This window comes from Xanthomonas sp. DAR 34887, assembly GCF_041245805.1.
Classification (GTDB): domain Bacteria; phylum Pseudomonadota; class Gammaproteobacteria; order Xanthomonadales; family Xanthomonadaceae; genus Xanthomonas_A; species Xanthomonas_A tesorieronis.
On the sequence record NZ_CP162490.1, the window covers coordinates 5,003,611 to 5,026,257 of the forward strand.

Annotated in this window: 13 protein-coding genes; 4 read left to right on the top strand and 9 right to left on the bottom strand. The window is 69.8% G+C overall.

Features of this window, described 5'->3' with window-relative positions; translation table 11 throughout:
- Positions 1 to 53: 53 nt before the first annotated feature.
- The 3 genes from AB3X08_RS21350 to chrA form a co-directional block, all read right to left on the bottom strand.
- A complete protein-coding gene (locus AB3X08_RS21350) occupies positions 54 to 470 on the bottom strand; it encodes a hypothetical protein (RefSeq protein ID WP_369935003.1) in 417 nt (138 codons plus the stop codon).
- A 133-nt stretch (positions 471 to 603) separates the two neighbouring features.
- Positions 604 to 1,167, bottom strand: coding sequence for an excalibur calcium-binding domain-containing protein (locus AB3X08_RS21355; protein ID WP_369935004.1), 564 nt, complete (start codon positions 1,165 to 1,167; stop codon positions 604 to 606).
- An 84-nt stretch (positions 1,168 to 1,251) separates the two neighbouring features.
- Positions 1,252 to 2,478: a chromate efflux transporter gene (gene chrA / locus AB3X08_RS21360; protein WP_369935005.1), complete on the bottom strand. Its 1,227-nt coding sequence runs from the start codon at positions 2,476 to 2,478 to the stop codon at positions 1,252 to 1,254.
- 886 nt (positions 2,479 to 3,364) lie between these two features.
- On the opposite strand from chrA, the gene AB3X08_RS21365 reads away from it, so the two are divergent.
- A complete protein-coding gene (locus AB3X08_RS21365; RefSeq protein WP_369935007.1) occupies positions 3,365 to 4,708 on the top strand; it encodes a hypothetical protein in 1,344 nt (447 codons plus the stop codon).
- A gap of 117 nt (positions 4,709 to 4,825) precedes the next feature.
- Here AB3X08_RS21365 and AB3X08_RS21370 read toward each other — a convergent pair whose 3' ends face one another.
- The 3 genes from AB3X08_RS21370 to AB3X08_RS21380 all read right to left on the bottom strand — a co-directional run bounded on the left by AB3X08_RS21370 (position 4,826) and on the right by AB3X08_RS21380 (position 11,231).
- The gene (locus AB3X08_RS21370; RefSeq protein ID WP_369935008.1) at positions 4,826 to 7,576 is read right to left on the bottom strand and encodes a glycosyl hydrolase 115 family protein; all 2,751 of its coding nucleotides are present in this window, start codon (positions 7,574 to 7,576) and stop codon (positions 4,826 to 4,828) included.
- A gap of 472 nt (positions 7,577 to 8,048) precedes the next feature.
- Positions 8,049 to 8,504, bottom strand: coding sequence for a hypothetical protein (locus AB3X08_RS21375; protein WP_369935009.1), 456 nt, complete (start codon positions 8,502 to 8,504; stop codon positions 8,049 to 8,051).
- Between the two features lie 30 nt (positions 8,505 to 8,534).
- The gene (locus AB3X08_RS21380; protein WP_369935010.1) at positions 8,535 to 11,231 is read right to left on the bottom strand and encodes a bifunctional acetate--CoA ligase family protein/GNAT family N-acetyltransferase; all 2,697 of its coding nucleotides are present in this window, start codon (positions 11,229 to 11,231) and stop codon (positions 8,535 to 8,537) included.
- A gap of 576 nt (positions 11,232 to 11,807) precedes the next feature.
- Here AB3X08_RS21380 and AB3X08_RS21385 point away from each other — a divergent pair.
- Entirely contained in the window at positions 11,808 to 13,637 is a 1,830-nt protein-coding gene (locus tag AB3X08_RS21385) for a monovalent cation:proton antiporter-2 (CPA2) family protein (protein ID WP_369935012.1), read from the top strand.
- A 622-nt stretch (positions 13,638 to 14,259) separates the two neighbouring features.
- On the opposite strand, the gene zwf is transcribed toward AB3X08_RS21385, so the two are convergent.
- Both zwf and AB3X08_RS21395 read right to left on the bottom strand, forming a co-directional pair.
- Positions 14,260 to 16,077 carry a glucose-6-phosphate dehydrogenase gene (zwf, locus tag AB3X08_RS21390; RefSeq protein ID WP_369935013.1) on the bottom strand — a complete coding sequence of 606 codons (1,818 nt, stop codon included), beginning with the start codon at positions 16,075 to 16,077 and terminating at the stop codon, positions 14,260 to 14,262.
- Positions 16,074 to 17,864, bottom strand: coding sequence for a glycoside hydrolase family 15 protein (locus AB3X08_RS21395; RefSeq protein WP_369935014.1), 1,791 nt, complete (start codon positions 17,862 to 17,864; stop codon positions 16,074 to 16,076). Before AB3X08_RS21395 ends, zwf begins: the two co-directional genes overlap by 4 nt.
- Before the next feature lie 120 nt (positions 17,865 to 17,984).
- Here AB3X08_RS21395 and AB3X08_RS21400 point away from each other — a divergent pair, with 120 nt between their 5' ends.
- Positions 17,985 to 18,692 carry a response regulator transcription factor gene (locus AB3X08_RS21400; protein WP_369935015.1) on the top strand — a complete coding sequence of 236 codons (708 nt, stop codon included), beginning with the start codon at positions 17,985 to 17,987 and terminating at the stop codon, positions 18,690 to 18,692.
- Here AB3X08_RS21400 and AB3X08_RS21405 read toward each other — a convergent pair.
- On the bottom strand, positions 18,668 to 20,059 hold the full coding sequence (locus AB3X08_RS21405; protein WP_369935017.1) for a sensor histidine kinase: 1,392 nt from the start codon (positions 20,057 to 20,059) through the stop codon (positions 18,668 to 18,670). The two genes, AB3X08_RS21400 and AB3X08_RS21405, sit on opposite strands and share 25 nt — an antisense overlap.
- Positions 20,060 to 20,274: 215 nt before the next feature.
- On the opposite strand from AB3X08_RS21405, the gene AB3X08_RS21410 reads away from it, so the two are divergent.
- The gene (locus AB3X08_RS21410; RefSeq protein ID WP_369935019.1) at positions 20,275 to 22,629 is read left to right on the top strand and encodes a YadA family autotransporter adhesin; all 2,355 of its coding nucleotides are present in this window, start codon (positions 20,275 to 20,277) and stop codon (positions 22,627 to 22,629) included.
- The last annotated feature ends 18 nt before the right edge of the window (positions 22,630 to 22,647 follow it).

Sequence of the window (22,647 nt, forward strand, 5' to 3'; positions counted from 1 at the left end):
CAATCGGGAAGAACGGCGCCTATGTCGCGGTGTTGAACGATCGCTCGAAGTAGCTAGTCCGCATGGGCGAGCGTGAGCGCGCCCTGGCCATCGGGCCACCAGACTTCGCCCAGCTCGGAACTGGCGTCGAAGAAGCCCACGCCGTGCTTGGCGGCCAGGCCGAACACGGTGGCGTGCGCGTCCTGCGCCTGCGGCCAGGCGAATGCCGCGTAGATGAGCGAGCGGCCGACGCTGTAGTCGGTGACGCGCCCAGGCTCCCCGTCGTTGTCGTCCGCGGCCAGCGGGCCGTTCATCGGCGGAAACGCCGCGATGATGTCCAGGAACCATGCGCGCAGCGGCGCCGAGCTCACTGCCGGATCGTCGTAGGCGTGCTCCTCGTTCCATTCGGTCTGGGTGTCGTACCAGGCCAGGAACGGCGCGCGCTCGCGCGGTGCCGCATCCATGTCGAATACCGCCAGGTCGTAACTCATCCCATCTTCCTAGTCGTGGCGCAGGCGCCGCGGCGAGTGTGTGGGCGCGCAAGCATGCGCGTCAACGCCACCGCTCGGCAATGCACGTTTTATCCGGCACACGCGCCCCCCAGCGCATGCCGCGCCTGTTGTGTTAATGACACCACTGCCGTTCGCAAGGCACGCCGTCGTGGTTGCCGTCCATCTGTACGCCTGGGCAATTGCGCAGGAAATAGGTCGCCTCCTCGCACGAAGTCATCTGCGCGCAGTGGGTGCGTCCGTCGCACTGGAAATGCTGCACGGAGGATGCTGCTGCAGGCGTGCCGGGCGCAGAGGCTATGGCTGGTGCGACGCCCGTGTCGGGCGCGGGCGTGGCCGCGAAGCGGGGTGCGATCAAAACATATGCACAGGCGCCGATGCCGATCACCAGCAGTACCGCGAGCACATTGCGCAACACGCTGCGACGCGGCAGGTCAGCCGCGGCACCGCGCGCCGGCGCGGTGGGCGCGCGTCCGGGACGCATCACCCGCACCGCACACGGCCGTCCTTCCGCATCCTGTTCCAGGTCGAACGAAATCAACTCGCCCAGCCGCGGACGCACGCCGTCGCGCGGGAATGCGGCGATGTGCACGACTATCTCGGCATCGCCATGCGCCGAGCGCACGAAGCCGCAACCGCGCTCCTCGTTCCACTTGATCAACGTTCCGTGCGTGCGCATGGTCCCTCCCCAGAGAAATCGCGTTCCCGCTTACCGCCGACACCAACGCAGGCGGTGCCCGGCTGCGGCCATCGCCGGCGGCACCTAGCGCCCGAATGCGCCGAGGCCGAGCGTGGCCGCCACACACCATGCCACGACCCACAGCGCCGGGCGCTGCAGGCGCGCCATCAGGAGCAGGCCCAGCGCCGCCACCAGCAGATCCGGCGGACTGCGGATGCCCTCGCGCCAAAGCGGGTCGTACAGCGCCGCGGCCAGCACGCCGACGACCGCGGCGTTGATGCCGGCCAGGGCCCGCGCCACCGATCGGCGCCCGGCCAGCGCCTGCCACAGCGGCAACGCCGCGCCCAGGGCCAGCAGGCCCGGCGCGAACAACGCCGCCAGCGCCAGCAGCGCCGCCGCACCCGGGGCGATGCCGCTGCCGGCGCTCGCCCCCAGGTAGGCGGCCAGCGCGAACATCGGACCCGGCATCGCCTGTGCCGCGCCGTAGCCGGCGAGGAAGGTGTCCGCGGACATCCACCCGCTGGCGACCAGTTCGCGCTGCAGCAACGGCAGCACCACGTGGCCGCCCCCGAACACCAGCGCCCCGGCGCGGTAGAACGCCGCGGCGAGCGGCGCCGGCGCCGGTAGCGCGGCGTGGCGTGAAGAGGCCCACAGCGCCGCCAGCAGCAGCACGCCGAACGCCAGCGCACAGCACAGCCCCACATTGCGGCGCCAGCGCCGCGGCGCGGCCGCCGCCAGCGGCACCGGCGCTGGCCGACACCAGGCGATCCCGGCCAGTGCCCCCAGCCCGATCGCCAGCGGTTGGCCCCAGGTGCGGTCGAGCGCAAGCACCAGGGCCATGGCCGCCACCGCCAGCAGCGCCCGCAGCAGGTCCGGCGTCAACGTGCGCGCCATCGCGTACACGCCATGCGCGACGACCACCACCGCGACCAACTTGAGCGCGTGCAACAGCTCAACGCCGAACGGATGCAGCAGCCATCGCGGCGCGCACAGCGCCAACGCGAACATCAGCAGCGCCGACGGCAGGGTGAAGCCCACGAACGCCGCGAATGCCCCGCGCCAGCCGGCGCGCTGCCAGCCGATCGCGACGCCGAGCTGGCTGCTGGTCGGGCCGGGCAACACCTGGCACAGCGACAGCACCTGCGCAAAGCCGGACTCGTCCAGCCAACCGCGGCGGCGCACGAATTCCTCGCGGAAGTAGCCCAGGTGCGCGAGCGGGCCGCCGAAACTGGTCAGTCCCAAACGCAGGAATACGCCCAGCACCTCGCTGGCGCGTCCGGGCACGGATGTTGGCGGCTCGGCAGCAGACATGCGGCGTCCCCTCCGCGCAGCGCCGACGGTGGCGCACGCCGATTCTGCCAGGGGAATGCGACCGCCGCTGCGGGTGCGGCGGCCGATGCAGGCCGTCAGGCCAGGTGCTGTTCGGGCGGGTTCGCATCCACACCGAACTGCCAGTTCACCCGCCCCGGACGCGCGCTTCGATGCCGGCGAATCGTTCTGCCATGTTTCCAGGTGCAGCGACGAGAGCTGGCGAGACCGAGCCGCACTGGCGGAGCAGACGAACGTGCAGCCATGCCCACGCGCAGTTCCGACCTGGGGTGCGGTACGCATCCCGGCGCCTGCGCTGCAACACAACTGTCTACTACTTGCGCCGGGGCGATCGGCTAGAGTCGAAGGCGTCGAGCAACGCTGCGGATCGCGCGATAGCCGCGCACGCAGCGCACGACGCGTCACCTGGCACCCGCGCGGCAGCGTCACCGCCCCGCCCCGCAGCATTCGTCCCCCGATGCTGCCTGCCAGGCCGGCGCGTTCCCCCGCGCTCGACGCACCTGGGACGATCACACAGCAGTTGCCTTCACCCGCCGGTCAGGAGCGCGACATGGATATTTCTTCTTCGATCCCGTAAGCGCAGCGCCGTAGAGCGCTGCCCATCGCCGCGGCCAGGCGTGCACGCGCCACTGCGGTGTGGGCTGCTCGCACCACTCGATCTACACAGCCGTTGCCGCGGTTGCGGGTCTGCATGCCCGCACCACGGGCCGGCGCGCCCGGCGCAAGGCACCTCCTCGCGCAACGGGCCTGTGCATTCTCGACTGTGCCGTCGGCACGGTCGTGTGGCCGGTCCGGGGCCGGGGAGTCCGGACACCTAGCACGCAGGCCACGTCCGCGTGGGACCGACGCACACAACAGGGAGTACACCATGCACCTGCCTCATCTGCGCATCATCGCCGCCGCAGCTGCGCTGGCGCTCGCCAGCGGCACAGCGACCGCCGGCAAGTTTCCGGATTTCGGCTACGCGCCGCCACAGAGCTACAAGGGACCGCTGTTCCAGCTCAGCCAGGACTTTCCGCAGCAACCGCCCAGCGGGCCGCCGCCTGCGTTCTTCCAGAAGTTGCCCAAGCCGCTGAGCAACAACTTCGAGACCTGGCGCGGTTACGTGGACGCGGTGAAGACCTATTGCCTGGAAGGCAACGTGGAAAGCGACTGGTACGTTCAAAATAACAAGGTGCGGCGCTGGTACCACGCGCCGTGGCAGCACTACGGACCGCTCGGCCGCGAGGGCGTGCATGGGCTCACCAAGGAAGCGCAGATCCAGGTCAAGCAGCTGGCGCCGACCCAGCTCACCACCGGGCAGACCTTCGCGGTGGGCATCTACAACGACATCGGGGGCTATACCTTCGGCCAGGTGTGGAAGGATCCGCAGAATCCCGATCCCAGCTTCACCTCCAAGCCAAACAGCTTCCGCGACGGCACGGTGGTGTGCAAGGCGTTGTTCGCCGACGTGGACCGGAGCCAGGTACCGTTCCTGCAGAACCCGGTGCTGTGGACGGCCTACGTCACCAACAGCTTCAGTTCGGCGGACAGGACGCTCAAGCAGGTGGCGTTGATCCAGATGGACTTCGCCGTGCGCGACAGTCGCGTTCCCGGCAGCGGCTGGATCTTCGGCACGTTCCAGTACAACGGCGCGGTCAGCGGCAAGCCCGGCTGGCAGAACCTGGTCCCGGTCGGGGTGATGTGGGGCAACGACCCGCAGAACACCGGCAACGACTACACCAACAAGCAGCCCACCCAGACCCGGATCAATCCTGCCATCCTGCAGTCGGCGATCAACGCCCGGCCCGAACTGCCGGCGACCCACCTGGGCTGGAACGGCCGCCTCAACGGCCCGGTCGACAACCCCGTCAGTTCCTGCATGAGCTGCCACATGACCGCCGAGTCGCCGCAACTCTCGCCGATGAACCCGACCTTCCAGGCGGCCAGCAAGATCCCGCCGGTCGGCTCCAAGGAATGGATGCGCTGGTTCCAGAACAACGCGGCCGGCACGCCGTTCGACGCGGCCGCCCAGAGCACCGACTTCAGCCTGCAGCTGGCCGGCGGCATCGCCAACTTCTACGACTGGAAGTGCACCCAGGACGGCGTGTTCGTCAGCGGCGGCAACCTCTGCCAGCAGAGTGCGCTGCCGCTGAAACTGATGCGCTCCACCACCCCGCCGGCGACGGTCTATCCGGTCGAACGCGGCGTGGACAACCAGGAGCTGGAATAGTCCAGGCGCGCTGCGCTTGTCCGCCGGGCGGGGCGCCTTGCCCTGCCCGGCGTGCGGCGGTGGAACGCGCACCGCGATGCGCCGCCACGATGGTCCCGGCGGGCACAGGTCAGCGGCTCAAAGCGGATGCGCCGGGACCTCCGGCGGGCCGAAGTAGGAGTCCGGCAACGGCCCGCTGCGGATCACGATCTTCTGCACGACCATGGTCGGATCGACCATCATGATCTTCAGCACATGTCGCCCGGCGCTGGCGACGGACTGCGAGGCGGTCAGGATCCGCGCATTGTTCCTGGCATTCTCCGTGAACGCTTCGCCCAGAAAGTCCTGCGCCGCACGCTGCTCCGGCGTGAACACGCTGATGGTCTGCGCCGGCTGATCGTCGAAGGCGACGGCCACGCTCAGTTGGTGCGCTGTGTTCACGTTGAGCGTGGGATTGGTGACCAGATCGATATCGTAGCGCCCGGCCTTGGCCAGGTAGACCGGATATTCCAGGCGCGGTGCAGTGCGTGGGTCGGAGGACGACGCCGCGGTGACGGGAAAGATCGACATGGCGGCACCGGCTGCGCGGCCATAGTCGGGAATGCGCTCCCAGCGCACGCCGTCCACGGCGATGTTGCGTTCGAACGCGTCGGCGGCGATCGCGATCGGCCCCAGCAGGCCGCCGAACGCGCCACGCGCTTCGCGCCGCTGCGCCGCGGTGGCCTTGATCGCCTTGACGTGGATCGTTTGCGTGCGTTGCGCACCGGTTACGACGATCGTGCCCGCTTGCTCGCCGACGCCGGCCTTGTCCCAATCGATCTCGACCCAGAAGCGCCGGTCGCCGCGGCCGATGCCGAACGGCTTGCCCTCGGCGATCGAGATCCATGGCTCGGTCGCGGCCACCTCGAATGCGATCGGACGTGCGCCGCGTGGAAACACCTCGAAGTAGTGCCGTTGCCGGCACAGGCTGTCGAACGCCGGCAGTTCCGGATCGAGGTAGTAACCGGGCCACCCCGGCACGGAACCTTCGACCGCCACCGCATACTCGGCAGTGTCTTCGATCCGCAGCGCCGCGACGGCCGGCATGATGTTCGCCGGCGGCGAATACCAGTCGAAGTAGCCCAGGTGCACCTGGTCCATCAGGTGGTTCCATTTGCCGCCCGCCAGGCGCGTGTTGTAGTACTCGGTCAGGTCTCGGTCGCGCTGGAACAGCTGCCGCACATGGTCGGCCTCGGCGTTGGCGCTGGCACGGCCCTGCTGCGCGTACAGCGCGTTGCGCGCGGCGGCGATGTTCAGTTCCGTCGCCGTCGCGCAGGCTTTCACCGGATGCAGCACCAACTGGTAATAGGCGTCGAGCGCGTCCGCCGGCAACTGCGACTGGATCGTTTCGGCCTGCGCCACCAGCGTGGTCCAGGCGTCCAGCACGCGCTCGGCCTCGCGGTAGTGCAGCAAGCTGAAGGTCTCCGGCTTCACCAGTTCCGGCTTGCGCCAGGCGTTGTACTTGGCGTACTTGGCGACGATGTCCGCAATCGGCACGGCGTGTTCGGGACCGAACTCGCGGCTCGCCCAACGCTGCGTCCAACCGGCGATATCGTCCTTGCTGATCGCGTCCGGATTCCAGGCCAGGCGCAGGAAGAACTCGATCGGAATCTCCAGCGGCTTGAAATCGCCGACGTTGGCGATCCAGATCCGGTTGGCGCCGTAGCGATACGCCAGATTCATCTGTTCCCAGATCTTCGGCAGCGGATTGCTGTTGAGCCACTTGTAGGAGAACGGCCCGCCGTTCATGTCCATGTGGTAGTAGATGCCGGAACCGCCGGCACGCGCGCGTTCCTCGGGTTTGGGCAAGCGACGCAGATTGCCGACGTTGTCGTCGGTAAACAGCAAGGTGACGTCGTCCGGCACCTTCAGGCCGGCGTCGTAGAACTTCTGCACCTCGGTGAACAGCGCCCACAGCTGCGGCACCGCGCTGGCGTCCTTGCCCAGTTCCGTGGCGAGAATGCCGCGCTGGTCGGCGATGATGGTTTCGAGCAGGCGCATGTCGGCCTGCAGGTCGCCAGCGCTGGTCATGGCCACGTCGCCGTCGCCGCGCATGCCCACCGTCACCAGCACCTCGTGCGAGCGGTTGCGCGCGATGCCCTCGCGGAAGAAGACCTGCAACGCGTCCCTGTTGGTGGCGTAGTTCCATTCGCCGTTGCCGTACTGCGCGCGGTGCTCGGTCCACTCCTTGTGCGCGCGCATCATCGGCTCGTGGTGCGAGGTGCCCATCACGATGCCGTATTCGTCGGCGAGCCGCGCATTGTCCGCATCGTCCTGCGCGAACGCGTTGTCCCACATCGCCGGCCACAGGTAGTTCGCGCGCAGGCGCAGCAGCACCTCGAACAGCCGGGTATAGAACGTCGCATTCATCCCGCCGAATTTCTCGGTGGTCCACTTGCCCAGGCACGGCTGCTCGTCGTTGAGGAACACGCCGCGGTACTTCACCGCCGGCGGTCCTTCGAAATGCGCGCCGCGCCGGATCGAGATCGCCGCACGGCGACGCACCGGCACGTCCGCCCACCAGTACCACGGCGACACGCCGATCTGTTCGGACAGCGCGTAGATGCCATAGATGGTGCCGCGCTTGTCGCTGCCGGCGATCACCAGCGCTTCGGCCACGCCCGGCATCGGATCGGCGACGGTCTGCAGCGTGTAGGACTCCCACTGCCCGCGGATCGGCGCGACATCGAGCTTGCCGGCCGCGACCAGCGCATCGATGACCGCGCTCTTGCCGAGGGTACCGACCAGGACGGCCGGGTGGCCGAGCCCATTCGCTTCGTGCACGAGCGTGGCCGGCGTCCCGAACACGCGGCCGACGTCCTCGGCGAGATCGCGCGCCGCTCTGACCACCCCAGGGAAGTCCTGCGCGTCCACATGGATCGGCGCGACGCCCCCGCCGCCCGCGAGCCGGAATGAATTGTTAGCGCTATCAAAAAGAACCATGGCGCGCAGCGGCGAAGCGACGATCGCCGCGCTCCCGGCGCCGGCCAGGAAGCTGCGGCGCGAGAGGAGGAAGGAGGAGTTCGATTCGGTCATGGGATGTGATTGAGTAGCGACAAATGAGAAGCGCCAGCGGTGGACAGCGACATCACTCGAATTGATGATGACCGCATGAGGACAGGGCACGAGACGCAAACATAAGCGGTGAATCGCTTAAGTCGCAAGATCACGAGAAGTGCTGCATCGCGACAGAGCTTTGCGCGAAAACGCTGCTCCACGTCAGCCGGCCCCCATCACAACGCAGCCCACCGGTTTGCAGAGATGCCGCGGCCATCCACGAAAGCTTTCTCAGCTTCATGGCAACATCTTTTTAAAGAAACGATCAGCGACCATCGCCGCCCCCTTTGCGCAAGAGCGCAAGCATTGCGAATCCGAAGCCGGTCAGAAGCAAGAACACGACATAGAGCAGGAGCACAATCGCCCAGTATTGCCAAGGATCCTGCGCCAGGACGGCGTGAATGTCTCCGGCGTATCTGCCATTGAGATGGACATACCCAGACTGGAGCGGCGAGCGCAGTGCATAGCCGCCCATTGCGCCCAAGACCGACATGAAGGAACCGCCGGCAACGAAGATCAACGGCCTGCGTTTCGGCGGTTCTAGCGTTGGCGCGATATATGCCGCTGCCAACGCGGCAAAGGGAAGGAACGCGATTGTCATCAACATAACCACTGCTTGCATCTCCCTGGCCATTGCATCTTCGCTGCGCCACTTTCCTTTGACGCATTGGCTGCTTCCGACCGCCCACACCATCGCGTCTTCTGCACGTCGCCACTCCATGCAGAAACCGAACAAGCGACTTGGCGCCGCTCACCCCTTCCCCACCGGCAACACCACATCCATCAGCGTCGCGTCCTCCGGATCCGGGGTGGCTTTGAAGCCGAGGTGTTCGCACATCGCCAGCATGGTGCGGTTCTCGCGCAGGACCTGGCCTTCGACGACGTTGAGGCCGAGCCAGCCGGCGTATTCGATCATGATCCGCATCAGCTGCCAGCCGATGCCGTGGCCCTTGAGGTCGGAGCGGATCAGGATGCCGTATTCGCCGCGGTCGTAGTCGGCGTCGGCGTGCAGGCGCACCGCGCCGAGCATGTCGCCGCTCTTGGGCTCGATCGCCACCAGGGCGATCGAGCGGGCGTAGTCGAGCTGGGTCAGGCGGGCGATGAATTCGTGGCTGAAGTGCTTCACCGCCTGGAAGAAGCGCAGGCGCAGGTCTTCGTCGGTGACGCGGGCGAAGAAGCTGCGGAACAGCGCATCGTCTTCCGGACGCACCGGGCGCACGAAGGCGGCGGCGCCGTCGTTGAGCACGATGCGCCGCTCCCATTCCTTCGGATACGGGAAGATCGCGAAGCGCGGGTGGCCGCGGCCCTTGTGCAGGCGCCGCGGCGGCGCCACCGCCACGCGTGCGTCCACCGCGATCACGCCGTCGCGGTCGGCCAGCAGCGGATTGATGTCCAGCTCGCGGATTTCCGGCAGGTCGGCGGCCAGTTGCGCGAGTTTGACCAGCACCATCGCCACGGCGCGCTCGTCGGCCGCGGGCACGTCGCGGTAGGCCTTGAGGATGCGGCTGACGCGGGTGCGGCCGATCAGTTCGTGGGCCAGGCGCAGGTCCAGCGGCGGCAGCGCCAGCGCCTTGTCGTCGATCACTTCCACCGCGGTGCCGCCGCGGCCGAACACGATCACCGGGCCGAAGGTAGGGTCGTCGGCGATGCCGGCGATCAGTTCGCGCGCCTTCGGCCGCAACAGCGTGGGCTGCACCAGCACGCCATCGATGCGCGCGTCCGGACGCGCGGCGCGCGCGCGGGCGAGGATGCCTTCGGCGGCGTCCTGTACCGCCTGCGCACTGACCAGGTTCAGGCGCACGCCGTCCACGTCGGACTTGTGCGGGATGTCGGCCGAATGGATCTTCACCGCGACCGCCAGGCCTTGCGCCAGCATCGGGGCCGCCGCCACCGCGGCGTCGGCGGCGCTGGCGGCATGCACCACCGGCGCGGTGGGGATGCCGTAGGCGGCAAGCAGGCGGGTGGCGGCCAGCGGATCCAGCCAGGTCTGGCCGGCGGCCAGCGCGGCGTCGACGATGCCGCGCGCGGTGGCCGCGTCGAACACGAAATCCTCGGGCAGGCTGGGCGGGGTCTCCATCAACGCCGCCTGCGCCTCGCGGTAGCGCACCAGGTGCATGAAGCCGCGCACCGCGTCGGCCTCGGTGGCATAGGTGGGAATATGCGCGGCGTTGAGCGTGGCGGTGGCGCTTTCGTCGTTGCCCAGCCACACCGCGAACACCGGCTTATCGCGGTGGTGGCGCGGGCGCAGGCCGAGGGTGCGGGTCAGCGCCTGCGCGGCATCGGCCGAGGAGGTGAAGGCGGTCGGCACGTTGACCACCAGCACCGCGTCGTTCTCCGGATCGGCCAGCAGCGCTTCGGCGGCGGCGGCGTAGCGCTCGCCATCGGCGTCGACCACGATGTCCACCGGGTTGGCGTGCGACCACTCCTGCGGCAGCGCCTGCTCCAGCCGTTGCAGGGTCTGCGGCGACAACGCGGCCAGGGTGCCGCCGAGGTCGGCGAGCTTGTCCACCGCCAGGCGGCCGACGCCGCCGCCGTTGCTGAGGATGGCCAGGCGGCGGCCCGGGAAGGTGCTGAGCCGGCCCAGGGTTTCGGCCGCGGCGAACAGTTCGTCCAGCGCGCGCACGCGCAGCAGGCCGGCGCGGGCGAAGGCCGCGCCGTAGACCGCGTCGGAACTGGCCAGTGCCTGCACGTGGGTGTCGGCATTGGGATCGATGCGCAGCTGGCGCCCGGATTTGACCACCACCACCGGCTTGGCACGCGCCGCGGCGCGTGCGGCGGACATGAACTTGCGCGCGTCGCGGATGTGTTCGACGTACAGCAGGATCGCGCGGGTGCGGTAGTCGGTGGCGAAGTAGTCGAGCAGGTCGCCGAAGTCCACGTCCAGCGCATCGCCCAGCGACACCACCGCGGAGAAGCCGACCGAGCGCGCCACGCCCCACTCCACCAGGGCCGCGGCGATGGCGCTGGATTCGGAGATCAGCGCCAGATCGCCCGGTTGCGGGCAGTGCGCGGCGATGCTGGCGTTGAGCTTGGCGTGCGGGGCGATCACGCCCAGGCAGTGCGGGCCGAGGATGCGCAGGCCCTTGGCGCGCGCGGCCGCTTCGACCCGCGCCGCGGCCGAGCCCGGGCCTTCGCCCAGGCCGGCGGTGAGGATGATCGCCGCGGCGACGCCGCGCCGCGCGGCGATGGCGACGATGCGCGGCACCATCCGCGCCGGCACGGTAATGACCACCAGGTCCGGCACCCACGGCAGATCGGTGAGCCGGCGCACGGTGGGCACGCCATCGATCTCGCGGTAGCGTGGGCTGACCCAGCCGATCTGCCCAGGAAAGCCGGCGGCGCGCAGGTTGCGCACCACCGCGCGCCCGGCCGAGCGCTCGCGCGGACTGCCGCCGACGATGGCGACCGAGGCGGGACGGAACACGGACTGCAGGTGGTAGGTGCTCATGGCGGGCGTGGGGCGGGCAAGCGGTGCGCCAACGGTACACGGCTGACGCTGGCGCGGGGATGATCGGATGATGCGGCTGCGTCGCGGGCTTCCGCGTCGCTGCTTCGGCCGATGCTGGAAAGACGATGGATTCCGGCGTCCATGCGTCGGGGCTGAAACCCCTCCCACAGGGCGGCCCCGGCCGATCTTGAGTGCCCTGTTGCGGGCGGGTTTCCCATGGATGCCTTGGCATCGCGGCCACTTCGTTTTCCTGTCGCGGCTGAAGCCGCTCCTACACCATGCGCCGTGCTCTTGTAGGAGCGGCTTCAGCCGCGACAGGAAAGCGCTGCGCCATCGATCCGCGCAACCTGCAGCGTCCGGACTGGAGTTGCTAGCGGTGCCCTTCAGCCGCGACGAACGGAGCGGCAGTGCCTGCCCGGCGTCGTGCCTTGTCTGAGCCGATGCCAAGGCGTCCCTCCCCAGGGCCCGCTCGGCATCCCGACGACGCCCAACGCCGGCTCCCATCTGCGGTTTCCCCCAATCCGGGTAAGCGGACAGTCGCATGGCGGCCGCATAATGGCGCGATGGAGACGACTCATGCATAGCGGCGGCCTGGAGCTGGCGCTGGTCTTGCTGCTGGCCGCAGTGATCGCGGTACCGGTGTTCAAGCGCCTGGGCCTGGGCGCGGTACTGGCCTATCTCGCCGCCGGCGTGGTACTGGGCCCGGACGGCCTGGGCTTCGTGCAGGACACCGAGCGCATCCTCAACGCCGCCGAGATCGGCGTGGTGATGCTGCTGTTCCTGATCGGCCTGGAACTGTCGCCGGCACGGCTGAAGCTGATGCGGCGCGCGGTGTTCGGCGCCGGCACCGCACAGGTGGTGCTGACCGCACTGCCGCTGGGCGTGCTGCTGCTGTGCCTGGACTTGAACTGGAAGAGCGCGCTGGTGGTGGGCCTGGCGCTGGCGCTGTCGTCCACCGCGGTGGGCCTGCAGTTGCTGGCCGAGCGCAAGGCGCTCAACAGCGACTACGGCCGGCTCGGCTTCGCCATCCTGCTGTTCCAGGACCTGATCGCGATCCCGCTGCTGGCCGCGATCCCGCTGCTCGGCGGCGCCAAGAACGACACCCTGACCTGGACCGAGGTGGCGCAGGCGCTGGGCGCGCTGACGGTGGTGGTGCTGTGCGGCCGCTTCGCGCTGCGCCACCTGTTCCGCGTGGTGGCGCGCACGCGCATGCCCGAGGTGTTCACCGCCAGCGCGCTGCTGGTGGTGCTGGGCAATGCGTGGTTCCTGCAGAAGGCCGGGCTGAGCCCGAGCCTGGGCGCGTTCCTGGCCGGCGTGCTGCTGGCCGATTCGGAATTCCGGCACGAGCTGGAGGCGCAGATCGAACCGTTCCAGGGGCTGCTGCTGGGCGTGTTCTTCATCGCCGTGGGCATGGGCATCGACCTGGACCGCATCGCCGCCGAGCCGTGGCTGATCGCCGGCGGCGTGGCCACGCTGCTGCTGGTCAAGTTCGGCCTGCTGGTCGGCATCGGCCGGGTGGCGCGGCTGCCGCTGCGCAGCGCCTTGTTGCTCGGCAGCCTGTTGTGGCTGGGCGGCGAATTCGCGTTCGTGGTGTTCACCGAAGCGCAGCGCGTGCAGTTGCTCGACGACGCCAACCACGACCGCCTGGTCGCGGTGGTCGGCGTGTCGATGGCGCTGACTCCGCTGCTGCTGATCGGCATGCAGCGCCTGCTCGATGGCCGCGAGGCGGCCAAGGCCAGGCGCACGCCGCTGCCTGCCACCCACTACGACACCGTGGACGAGCAACGTGCGCGGGTGCTGATCGCCGGCATGGGCCGCTTCGGCCAGATCGTGGCGCGCCTGCTGACCGCGCAGCGCATCCCGTTCGTGGCGCTGGAGCACAACCCGGACACGGTGGAAGACCTGCGCCGCTTCGGCAACAAGATCTACTACGGCGACCCCAGCCGCCCGGACCTGTTGCGCGCGGCCGGCAGCGACAGCATCGGCATCTTCGTGGTGGCGATGGACGACCCGGAGACCAACATCAAGACCACGCGGCTGATCCGCCGCCTGTATCCGAAGGCGCAGGTGCTGTCGCGCGCGCGCAACCGCCAGCATGCCTGGCGGCTGATGGATCTGGGCGCCGAACCGTTCCGCGAGGTGTTCGCCTCCAGCCTGGAGCTGAGCGAAAAGGTGCTGCTGAACCTGGGTCTGAGCGCGGAGACCGCGCGCGACCGCATCGCCCGCTTCCGCGAGCACGACGAACAGCTGTTGCGCGCGCAGCACCTGGTGTACGACGACGAGGCGGCCGTGGTACAGACCTCGCGCGCCGCGCGCGCGGACCTGATGCAGCTGTTCGAGGCGGATGTGAGCGAGGTGCCTGGGGAAGTGGCGGGCGATGCGTCGGCGGAGAAGACGCCGTCGTAGCGGTATTGGTGCTGCGGCGCTTGCGTGGCGCGTGTGGTGGAAGGACTGGCGGCAGGGAGGTCGGGCACGGCAGGGGGGCCGATCGGATCCTTGCTTCGTTGGTCGCGGCTGAAGCCGCTCCTACAGGTTGCGCGCGTTGCTGTTGGGATGCTTGTAGCCGCGCAGATCCGAAAAGGATGCGAAGCCGGCGGGCTCCTCCGCTGCGCTCGTCGCGACTGAAGTCGCTCCCACAGGGCTTGCGGCTGGCATTGCGGGCGCCTTGGAAGGGCGTCCTGACGGTCCCGGCCAGCGGTTCCTGCAGGATCCGAGACCTGGAAACTATGCGGCTTCGTTGGTCGCGGCTGAAGCCGCTCCTACAGGGGTTCGCGCGTGGCCGGTGCCCTTGTAGGAGGGGCTTCAGCCCCGACAGAATGCCGAACCTTCCGACTACGCCGTTTCGTGTGTCGCGGCTGAAGCCGCTCCTACAGAACTTCGGCTGGCGCGCTGCCGCAGCACGCGCGACTGGCGTGCCGGGCACATTGTGGGAGGGACTTCAGTCCCGACTGCAGCCAATACCGATCGCGACGGATGGCCCCAATGCCATCCGGAGTCGCGCTCCCACAAGCACGATACCCGTCGCCGATCAGCGCTTCGCCTCGGCGCGCTTGGCAGCCGGCGCTGGCGACTTTTTCGCCACCGGCTTGCTCGCTTTCCCGGAAACCGACTTGACGGCTTTCTTGGCCGCGGCTGTCTTCCTGCCCGCTGTCTTTTTGGCCGAAGTGGCCGCTTTCCGCGGCGACGCGGCGCGCTTGGGCGTGCCAGCGCCATTCGCCTTGGCCTTGGGCACGGTAGGCTTGGCGGCAGCCGAACGCTTCGCCGGCGCTGCCGACTTGGTGTCGGTGCCGCCTTCGGCGGGGCGACGCGGCGGTGGGCGGCGGCCGGCGGTCAGGGTGCGCCAGCTGTGGCCGCCGTTGAGTGCGAGCAGCGCGTCGGCCGCCGCAGGACCGGCGCTGCCGGCCGGATATTGCGCAACTTCGTCGGCCGAGGCCTGCCAGGCATCCAGGATCGGCTGCACGATGCGCCAGGCCGCCTCGACCATCGTCGCGTCCTGGAATAGCCCGGCTTCGCCGTTCATGCAGTCCTGCAGCAGGCGTTCGTAGCCGACCGTGTATTCCTTCGGGAACCAGTCGCGGTAGCGGAAGTCCATGCGCACCGGCGCCAGGCTGACCCGCGCGCCCGGACGCTTGACGTCGAACTGCAGCGAGATGCCTTCGTCGGGCTGGATGTGCAGCACCAGCCAGTCGGGGCCGTAGCCGCCGATCTCGGCACTGCGCAGCGGCGCCAGCGGCGCCGGCTTGAAGCGGATCGCGATCTCGGTGGTGCGTTCGCGCAGGCGCTTGCCGGTGCGCAGGTAGAACGGCACGCCGGCCCAGCGCCAGGTGTCGACCTGCAGCTTCATCGCCACATAGGTCTCGGTGTTGGAATCGGCCGGCACCGTGTCTTCCTCGCGGTAACCGGGCACCGCATTGCGCCCGATCGCGCCGGCCGCGTACTGCCCGCGCACCACGTCGGCCGGGGCCAGCGGCCGTACCGCCTCGATCACCTCGGCGCGCCGGCGCAGCATCGAGGCGGGCGTGAACGCCGCCGGCGGCTCCATCGCGATCATCGCCAGCAGCTGGAACAGGTGGTTGGGCACCATGTCGCGCAAACACCCGGTCGGATCGTAGAAGCCGCCGCGCCCCTCCACGCCGATGGTCTCGGCGGCGGTGATCTGCACGTGGTCGATGCGGTCGCGGTTCCACACCGGCTCGAACAGGCCGTTGGCGAAACGGAACGCGAGGATGTTCTGCACCGTCTCCTTGCCCAGGAAATGGTCGATGCGGAACACCTGGTCCTCGTCGAGCACGCGGCCGACGATGGCGTTGAGCTCCTTGGCGCTTTGCAGGTCGTGGCCGAACGGCTTCTCCACGATCACTCGGCGCCAGCCGCCGGCGGCGCTCTGCTTGACCAGTCCGGCCGCGCCCAGCTGCTCGATCGCCGGAGCGAAGAAACGCGCCGCGGTGGCCAGGTAGAACAGCACGTTGCCGCCGGTCTGGTAGTGCGCGTCGTATTTGGCGATCACCTCGCCCAGCGCCCGATAGGTCGCCGCATCGGCGAAATCGCCGCGCAGGTAGTGCAGGCGCGTGCGCAGCCAGTCCCACACGCCCTCGTCCAGGCCATCGGCCTTGAACTCGGCATCGCGGTCGGCCATCAACCCGTGCAAGGCGGTGCCGAGCAGGCGCCGCCAGGTGGTTTCGCTGATGTCGCCGTGGTCCACGCCGATCACCGCGAACTGTTCGGGCAATGCGCCGCTGCGGCGCAGGTTGTACAGCGCCGGCAGCACCAGGCGCCGGGTCAGATCGCCGCGCGCGCCGAACACCACGATCAGGCACGGAGGAGTGGTTTGCGTCGCTTCGCTCATGGATGGGTTTCCTGTTTGCCGAGTAAGCCATGCAGGCGCAACGCGGCGTGGACCAGGGCCACGTGCGAGTAACCCTGCGGAAAATTGCCGAGCATGCGGCCGCTGCGCGGATCGTATTCTTCGGCCAGCAGGCCGACGTCGTTGCACAGGCCGAGCAGGCGCTCGAACAGCGCGCGTGCCTGTTCGGTGCGGCCGAGCAATGCGTAGTTCTCCACCAGCCAGAAGCTGCAGGCGATGAAGGTGCCCTCGCCGGCCGGCAGGCCGTCGCCGCTGTCGTCGTCGGCGCGGTAGCGCTCGACCAGGCCGTCGATGCTCAGCTGCTGCGCGATCGCATCGGCGGTGGCGGCCACGCGCGGATCGTCCGCCGGCAGGAAGCCGACCAGCGGAATCAACAGCGTCGCCGCATCCAGCCGGTCGCTGCCGTAGCTCTGCACGAAATAGCCGTCGCGGTGCACGCCCTGCTCCAGCACCTGCGCATGCACTTCGTCGGCCAGCGCGCGCCAGTGCGCGCGTTGCGCGGCGTCGGCGTCGGTAACCCCGTCGCGCGCGCCGCAGTCGAACGCCAGCCACGCCATCACCTTGGAATGCACGAAATGGCGGCGCTGGTCGCGGATCTCCCAGATGCCTTCGTCCGGTTCGCGCCAGCGCTGTTCCAGCACTTCCAGCAGCTGCCGCGCCAGCGAACGGCCATGCGATGCGGTGGCCATGCCTTCGTGGCGGCCGCGATGGAAGGCGGCGATCACCTCGCCGTACACGTCCAGCTGGAACTGGCCGGCGGCGGCATTGCCCACGCGCACCGGCAGCGCGCCTTCGTAGCCGGGCAGCCAGTCCACTTCCCATTCGGGCATGCGCCGTTCGCCGCCGATGCCGTACAGCGCCTGCAACTGATCGGGCGAGCCGGCCACGGTGCGCTGCAGCCAGCCGTGGAACGCGGCCGCTTCGTCGGAATAGCCGGCGGCGTGCAGCGCGGTCAGGGTGAACACCGCATCGCGCAGCCAGCAGAAGCGATAGTCCCAGTTGCGTTCGCCGCCGAGCAGTTCCGGCAACGAGGTGGTGGGCGAGGCGACGATCGCGCCGGTGGGCAGGTAGCTCAACCCCTTCAGCACCACCAGCGAGCGCCGCACCGCCTCGGTCCACGGCCCAGCGTGCACGCAGCGGTGCGACCAGCCATGCCAGAACGCCTCGGTCTGCGCCAGCGCCTGTTCCGGCGCCAGCGGCGGCGGCAGTTCCAGGTGCGAGGCGCCGTGGCTGAGCACGAACCAGGTGCTCGCGCCCGCTTCCAGGGTGAAATCCGCTTCGGTGGCGAAGCCGTGGCCCTGCATCGGCTGCGGGCTGCGCAGCGCGATCTGGTCCGGCCCGGCGATCGCCTGCAGGCCGCCGTCGATCTGCGACACCCAGGGAATGGTGCGGCCGTAGTTGAACCGCAGCTGCAACTGCATGCGCAACGGCACGCGGCCACGCAGCCCGCGCACGATGCGCACCACGTGGTTGTGCACGTCGTCGTCGTGGCTGGCGACCATGAAGTCCAGCACCGCCACCGCGCCCTGCTCGGTCTCGAACTCGGTTTCCAGCACCAGGCTGCCGTCGCGGTAATGGCGCGTGCTGCGGAACTCGCCGGCCGGCGCGATCGACCAGCGGCCGTGCTCCGGGGTCCCCAGCAAGGCTGCGAACAGCGCATCGGAGTCGAAGCGCGGCAGGCATAGCCAGTCGATCGAACCCTGCCGGTCCACCAACGCCGCGCTGCGGCAGTTGCCGAGCATGGCGTAGTCCTCGATTCGTGCTGCCATTGCGTCCGCCGTCGGCCAGGAAGCGGCGAGTCTGCCAGCGCCCGTGTTTGCTTCACGTAAGTGCCGGCGCGGGCGACAGGGACCCGCGCGCGGCCGGCTGCGGCTACACTTGCCCGGCGCATGAATGTCCATCCCGCTGCTGCCGCCCTACGCGTCCTGGTCCTGGAAGACGATCCGACACTGCGCGAACGCATCCTGATCCCCGGCCTGCGCCGGTTCGGCTTCGATCCGCACGGCTGCGGCACCGGCGCCGAACTGCAGGCGCAGTTGCAGGCCGCTGCGGCCGACATCGTCGTGCTCGACGTCGGCCTGCCCGATACCGACGGCTTCACCGTGGCCCGCGACCTGCGCCAGCGGCATCCCGGCATCGGCATCGTCATGCTGACCAGCCTGGGCCAGACCGAGGACCGGGTGCGCGGCCTCACCGGCGGCGCCGACGCCTACCTGTCCAAGCCGGTGGAGATCGACCTGCTGGCTGCGACCCTGCACAGCCTGACCCGGCGCCTGGCGCGCACGGCGCCGGAACCGGCACGCGGACGCTGGCAGCTGAGCGAGGACGGCTGGTGCCTGCTGGCCCCGTCCGGCGCCGCCGCCGCGCTCACCGAAAGCGAGCGGCGCCTGTGCCGGCGTCTGCTCGAGCAGCCCGGCCTGCTGGTGCCGCGCGAAGCCTTGATCGCCGCGCTGACCGACCGCGTCTACGACTTCGACGCGCACCGGCTCGATTCCATGGTGCACCGCCTGCGCAGCAAAGCGCAGCGCCGCTGCGGCGCCGCCCTGCCGTTGGCGGCGGTGCACGGCAAGGGCTACATCCTCGATCCCGCCGGCTGAGCGGGCGCCTTGCCGGCCGTCGCATCCGCGCCCGGCAAGGCGATGCGGAACCGGGTCCCCACACCGGGTTCGCTGTGCACCTGGATGCGGCCGCCGGCGCGCACCACCAGGTCGCGCACCACCGCCAGGCCCAGCCCGGTGCCGCTGTCGGCGGGTTTGGTGCTGTAGAACGGCTCGAACGCCCGCGCCGCCACGTCCGCCGGCATGCCCTGGCCATCGTCGGCGACCTCGATGACGGTCCAGCCGTCCTCGCGCGCGACGGCGATGTCGAAATGGCCGCGGTCGGCGATCGCATCGCGGCTGTTGGAAGCCAGATTCAACAGCATCAGGTCGAACTGGCTGCGTTCGAAGCGGATCGGCGCCGCCGCCGCGGGCAACTGGCAACGCAACACGATGCGCGCTTCCAGCAACTGCCGCAGCATCGGTTGCAGCGCCTCCACCGCGGCGGCGGCATCGAAGCGCTCGACGTGCTCGGGATCGCGGCGGCTGAAGCGCAGCAGGCGTCGCACCACGGCCATGCCGCGCTCGGCCGACTCCTCCACCGCGGCCAGGTTGTCCTCCAGCTGCGCGATGCGCTCGGCGGCGCTGGCCGCGTCGTCGTCGTGGCGCGCCGCGGCGAACCCGGACATCACCGCCAGGATGTTGTTGAAGTCGTGGGCCAGGCCGCTGGCCATGCGCTCGGTGATCTCGCGCTTCTGCGCGTGGATCAGCTGCGCCTGGGCGCGCTCGCGTTCCAGCATCTCCTGCTGCAGGCGCTGGCCGCGCGCATTGGATTCGCGCAGGCTCTCGCGCAGCGCCTCGGTGGTGCGGTCCAGCAGCGCCGCCACCAGCAGATAACTGAACAATACCGGCAGCACGTTGTAGAACGCCTGCGCCGGCGTGTCGGCCAGTTCGAGCAGCGCATCGTGGCCGACGCCGACGCCGAGCATCAGCAACAACGCCGCGAAGGTCATCCACAGCGCGCGGCGCCCGAGCACGAGGCCGGCCAGGATCAGCATCAGCATCTGCGCCAACTGGTCCGGCAGCTGTTTCTGGAACCCATGGATGGCGGCGTTGACCAGCAGCGAGCCGAGCATCGCCCCGAGCACCAGCCGCACGGCGCCGCGCAACGCGCCCTGGCGCACGCGCACGAAGCCGATGCCCGCGCACACGCCGATCAGCAGACTCATCGTCAGCGAGATGACCAGGCCCGGCGGCACCGCCTGCCCGCGCAGCTGCGGCCATGCCAGGACCAGCGCGACCACCAGCGTGGCGGGGATGGTCACCGCCAGGAACAGCAGCAGCAGCTGGATCACCCGCGCGTTGCGCCGGTCCACCTCGTCGGTGAGCGGCGCCCGGCCGAGCCAGGTCCAGAACGATTTCACCATGCTGCCTCGCGCCGGACCCGGTTCAGTGAGATTTCGATGATGATCCTGCGAGAACTTGCAGGTGACAAGCCAATGACGGCCGGCCTAAGTTCGCGTTACGGAATGCGCCCGGGGACGACGGCGCCACTCCCAGACCACTCCCGACCGATGCGGAGGCGCTTGCGCGCCGCCGACGTCACCTTCTGCCTCGCCGTTTCACGTAGCCAGAGATCGCCATGAACGAATGCACTGCCATGCGCGGCACCGCCGCCCGCCATCCGACCCGTCGCAGCGTTGCTGGCACCACGCCCGTCCGCGCCCGCAACCTGCTGGCGCTGGCCTGCGCGCTGTGCCTGGCCACGCCGGCCATGGCACAGGCCACGGGCGCCGCGGCGATCGCGCCGGCCACGACCGCGCCCGCCGCGCAGACCACCGCGGCGACCGACGCGGTGCCGGCGGACGCCAGCAGCGCCGACTTCTATCTTCAGGCCACCGGCAGCGACAGCAGCAACGCTGGCGCCTACGCCGACGGCGAAGAGGCGCTGGCGGCGGGCGAAGCCGCCTCCGCGGTCGGCACCGGCACCGTCGCGCTCGGCGCCGGCGCGGTCAGCTACGCCAATCATGCGCTGGCGGTCGGCCACAACAGCCTGGCCACCGAGATCTCCACCACCGCGATCGGCGGCACGCTCGACGTGGATTACTCGTACCTGTCCGGCGGCGTGGTGATCCTGCAGCAGACCTCGGCCACCGGTGTGGCCGCGACCGCGCTGGGCGCCGGCGCCCAGGCCGGCGGCACGTACAACGTGGCCGCCGGTGCCGGCGCGATCGCCAGCGACCGTTCCAGCGTCGCCGTCGGCGGCATCGTCGACGTGGGCCAAGACGGCTTCGGCTCCGAAGGATTCCAATTGCAGGCCACCCAGGCCACCGGCCCGCTGTCCACCGCGCTGGGCGGCGGCGCGCTGGCCACCGCCTACAACGCGACCGCGGTCGGCGCGCTGGCCGAGGCCAGTTCCCAGCGCACCGTGGCGGTCGGCTCCACCGCGCTGGCCAACCAGTACGCCGCCGTGGCGGTGGGCGCGCAGAGCCAGGCCATCGCCGAGTGGGCCACCGCCTTCGGCAATGGCGCGCGCGCCTGGGGCACCCACAGCGTGGCCATCGGCCCCAGCGCGTTCGCGCAGAGCGACGACGGCACCGCGGTCGGCCCAGCCGCGCTCGCCCTCGGCGTCGGCGCCACCGCGCTCGGCAACGGCTCCTGGGCCGGCGGCACCCGCAGCCTGGCCATTGGCGGGGCGATGGTGTGGAACGGCGAATTCTTCCTCGACACGCCGGTGCTGTTCTACGACAGCATCGCCGTGGGCACCGGCGCGGACGTGTTCGGCGACCACTCGATCGCGATCGGCGCCGGCGCCCGCGTCGGCAATTCCGCCTTCGTCGACGGCCATTCGACCATCACCAACAACAGCGTGGCCCTGGGCGCCGGCTCGGTCACCGAACGCGACAACACCGTATCCATCGGTGCGGCGGGCGCCGAGCGCCAGCTCACCAACCTGGCCGCCGGCACCCAGGACACCGATGCGGTCAACCTGGCGCAGCTGCGCAACGTCGCCGCCGCGTTCGGCGCCGGCAGCGTGGTCGACGCCAATGGCAACCTGATCGGCGGCAACTACCTGGTGCAGGGCTCGCACTACACCGATCTGGGCTCGGCGATGGGCGCGCTCGATAGCGCCCTGACCGGATTCGGCAACCGCCTGGACGCCATCGGCGGTTCCGGTGGCTCCGGCAGCATCAGCGTCGGCGGTGGCGAGACAACCGCGCCCAGCACCGGCGCCGGTACCAACGCGGTGGCCGTGGGCCCCGGCGCCACCGCCAACGGCGAGAACGGCCTGGCGCTGGGCACGCAATCGCTGGCCTACGGCCCCAACGACACCGCGATCGGCGCCAACGCCAAGGTCAACGCCGACGGCAGCACCGCGGTCGGCGCCAACGCGCGCGTCGCGGCGGTCGCGACCAACGCGGTGGCGGTGGGCGAGAGCGCCAGCGTCAGTTCCGCGTCCGGCACCGCGCTCGGCCAGGGCGCGTCGGTCACCGCGAACAATGCGGTCGCCCTGGGCCAGGGTTCGGTCGCCGATCGCGCCAACACCGTGTCGGTCGGCAGCGCCGGCAACGAACGCCAGGTCAGCAACGTCGCCGCCGGCAGCGCCGGCACCGATGCGGCCAACGTGGCGCAGATGCGCGCCGGCGACAGCGCCACCCTGAGCAGCGCCAACGCCTACACCAACACCCGCATCACCGCGCTGGACGACAGCTTCAACCAGTTGCGCACCGACACCGAACATCGCCTGGACGGCATGGACCGGCGCATGGACAAGCTGGGCGCGATGAGCGCGGCGATGCTGAACATGGCGGTCAACGCCGCCGGCACGCAGAGCCCGCGCGGGCGCGTGTCGGTCGGCGCCGGCTTCCAGGGCGGCCAGCAGGCGCTGTCGATCGGCTATGCCAAGAAGATCGGCGAGCGCGCGTCCTTCAGCCTGGGCGGCGCCTTCAGCAGCGGCGAATCCTCCGCCGGCATCGGCGTGGGCGTGGACCTGTGACCCGCCGCGGCGCCGCGC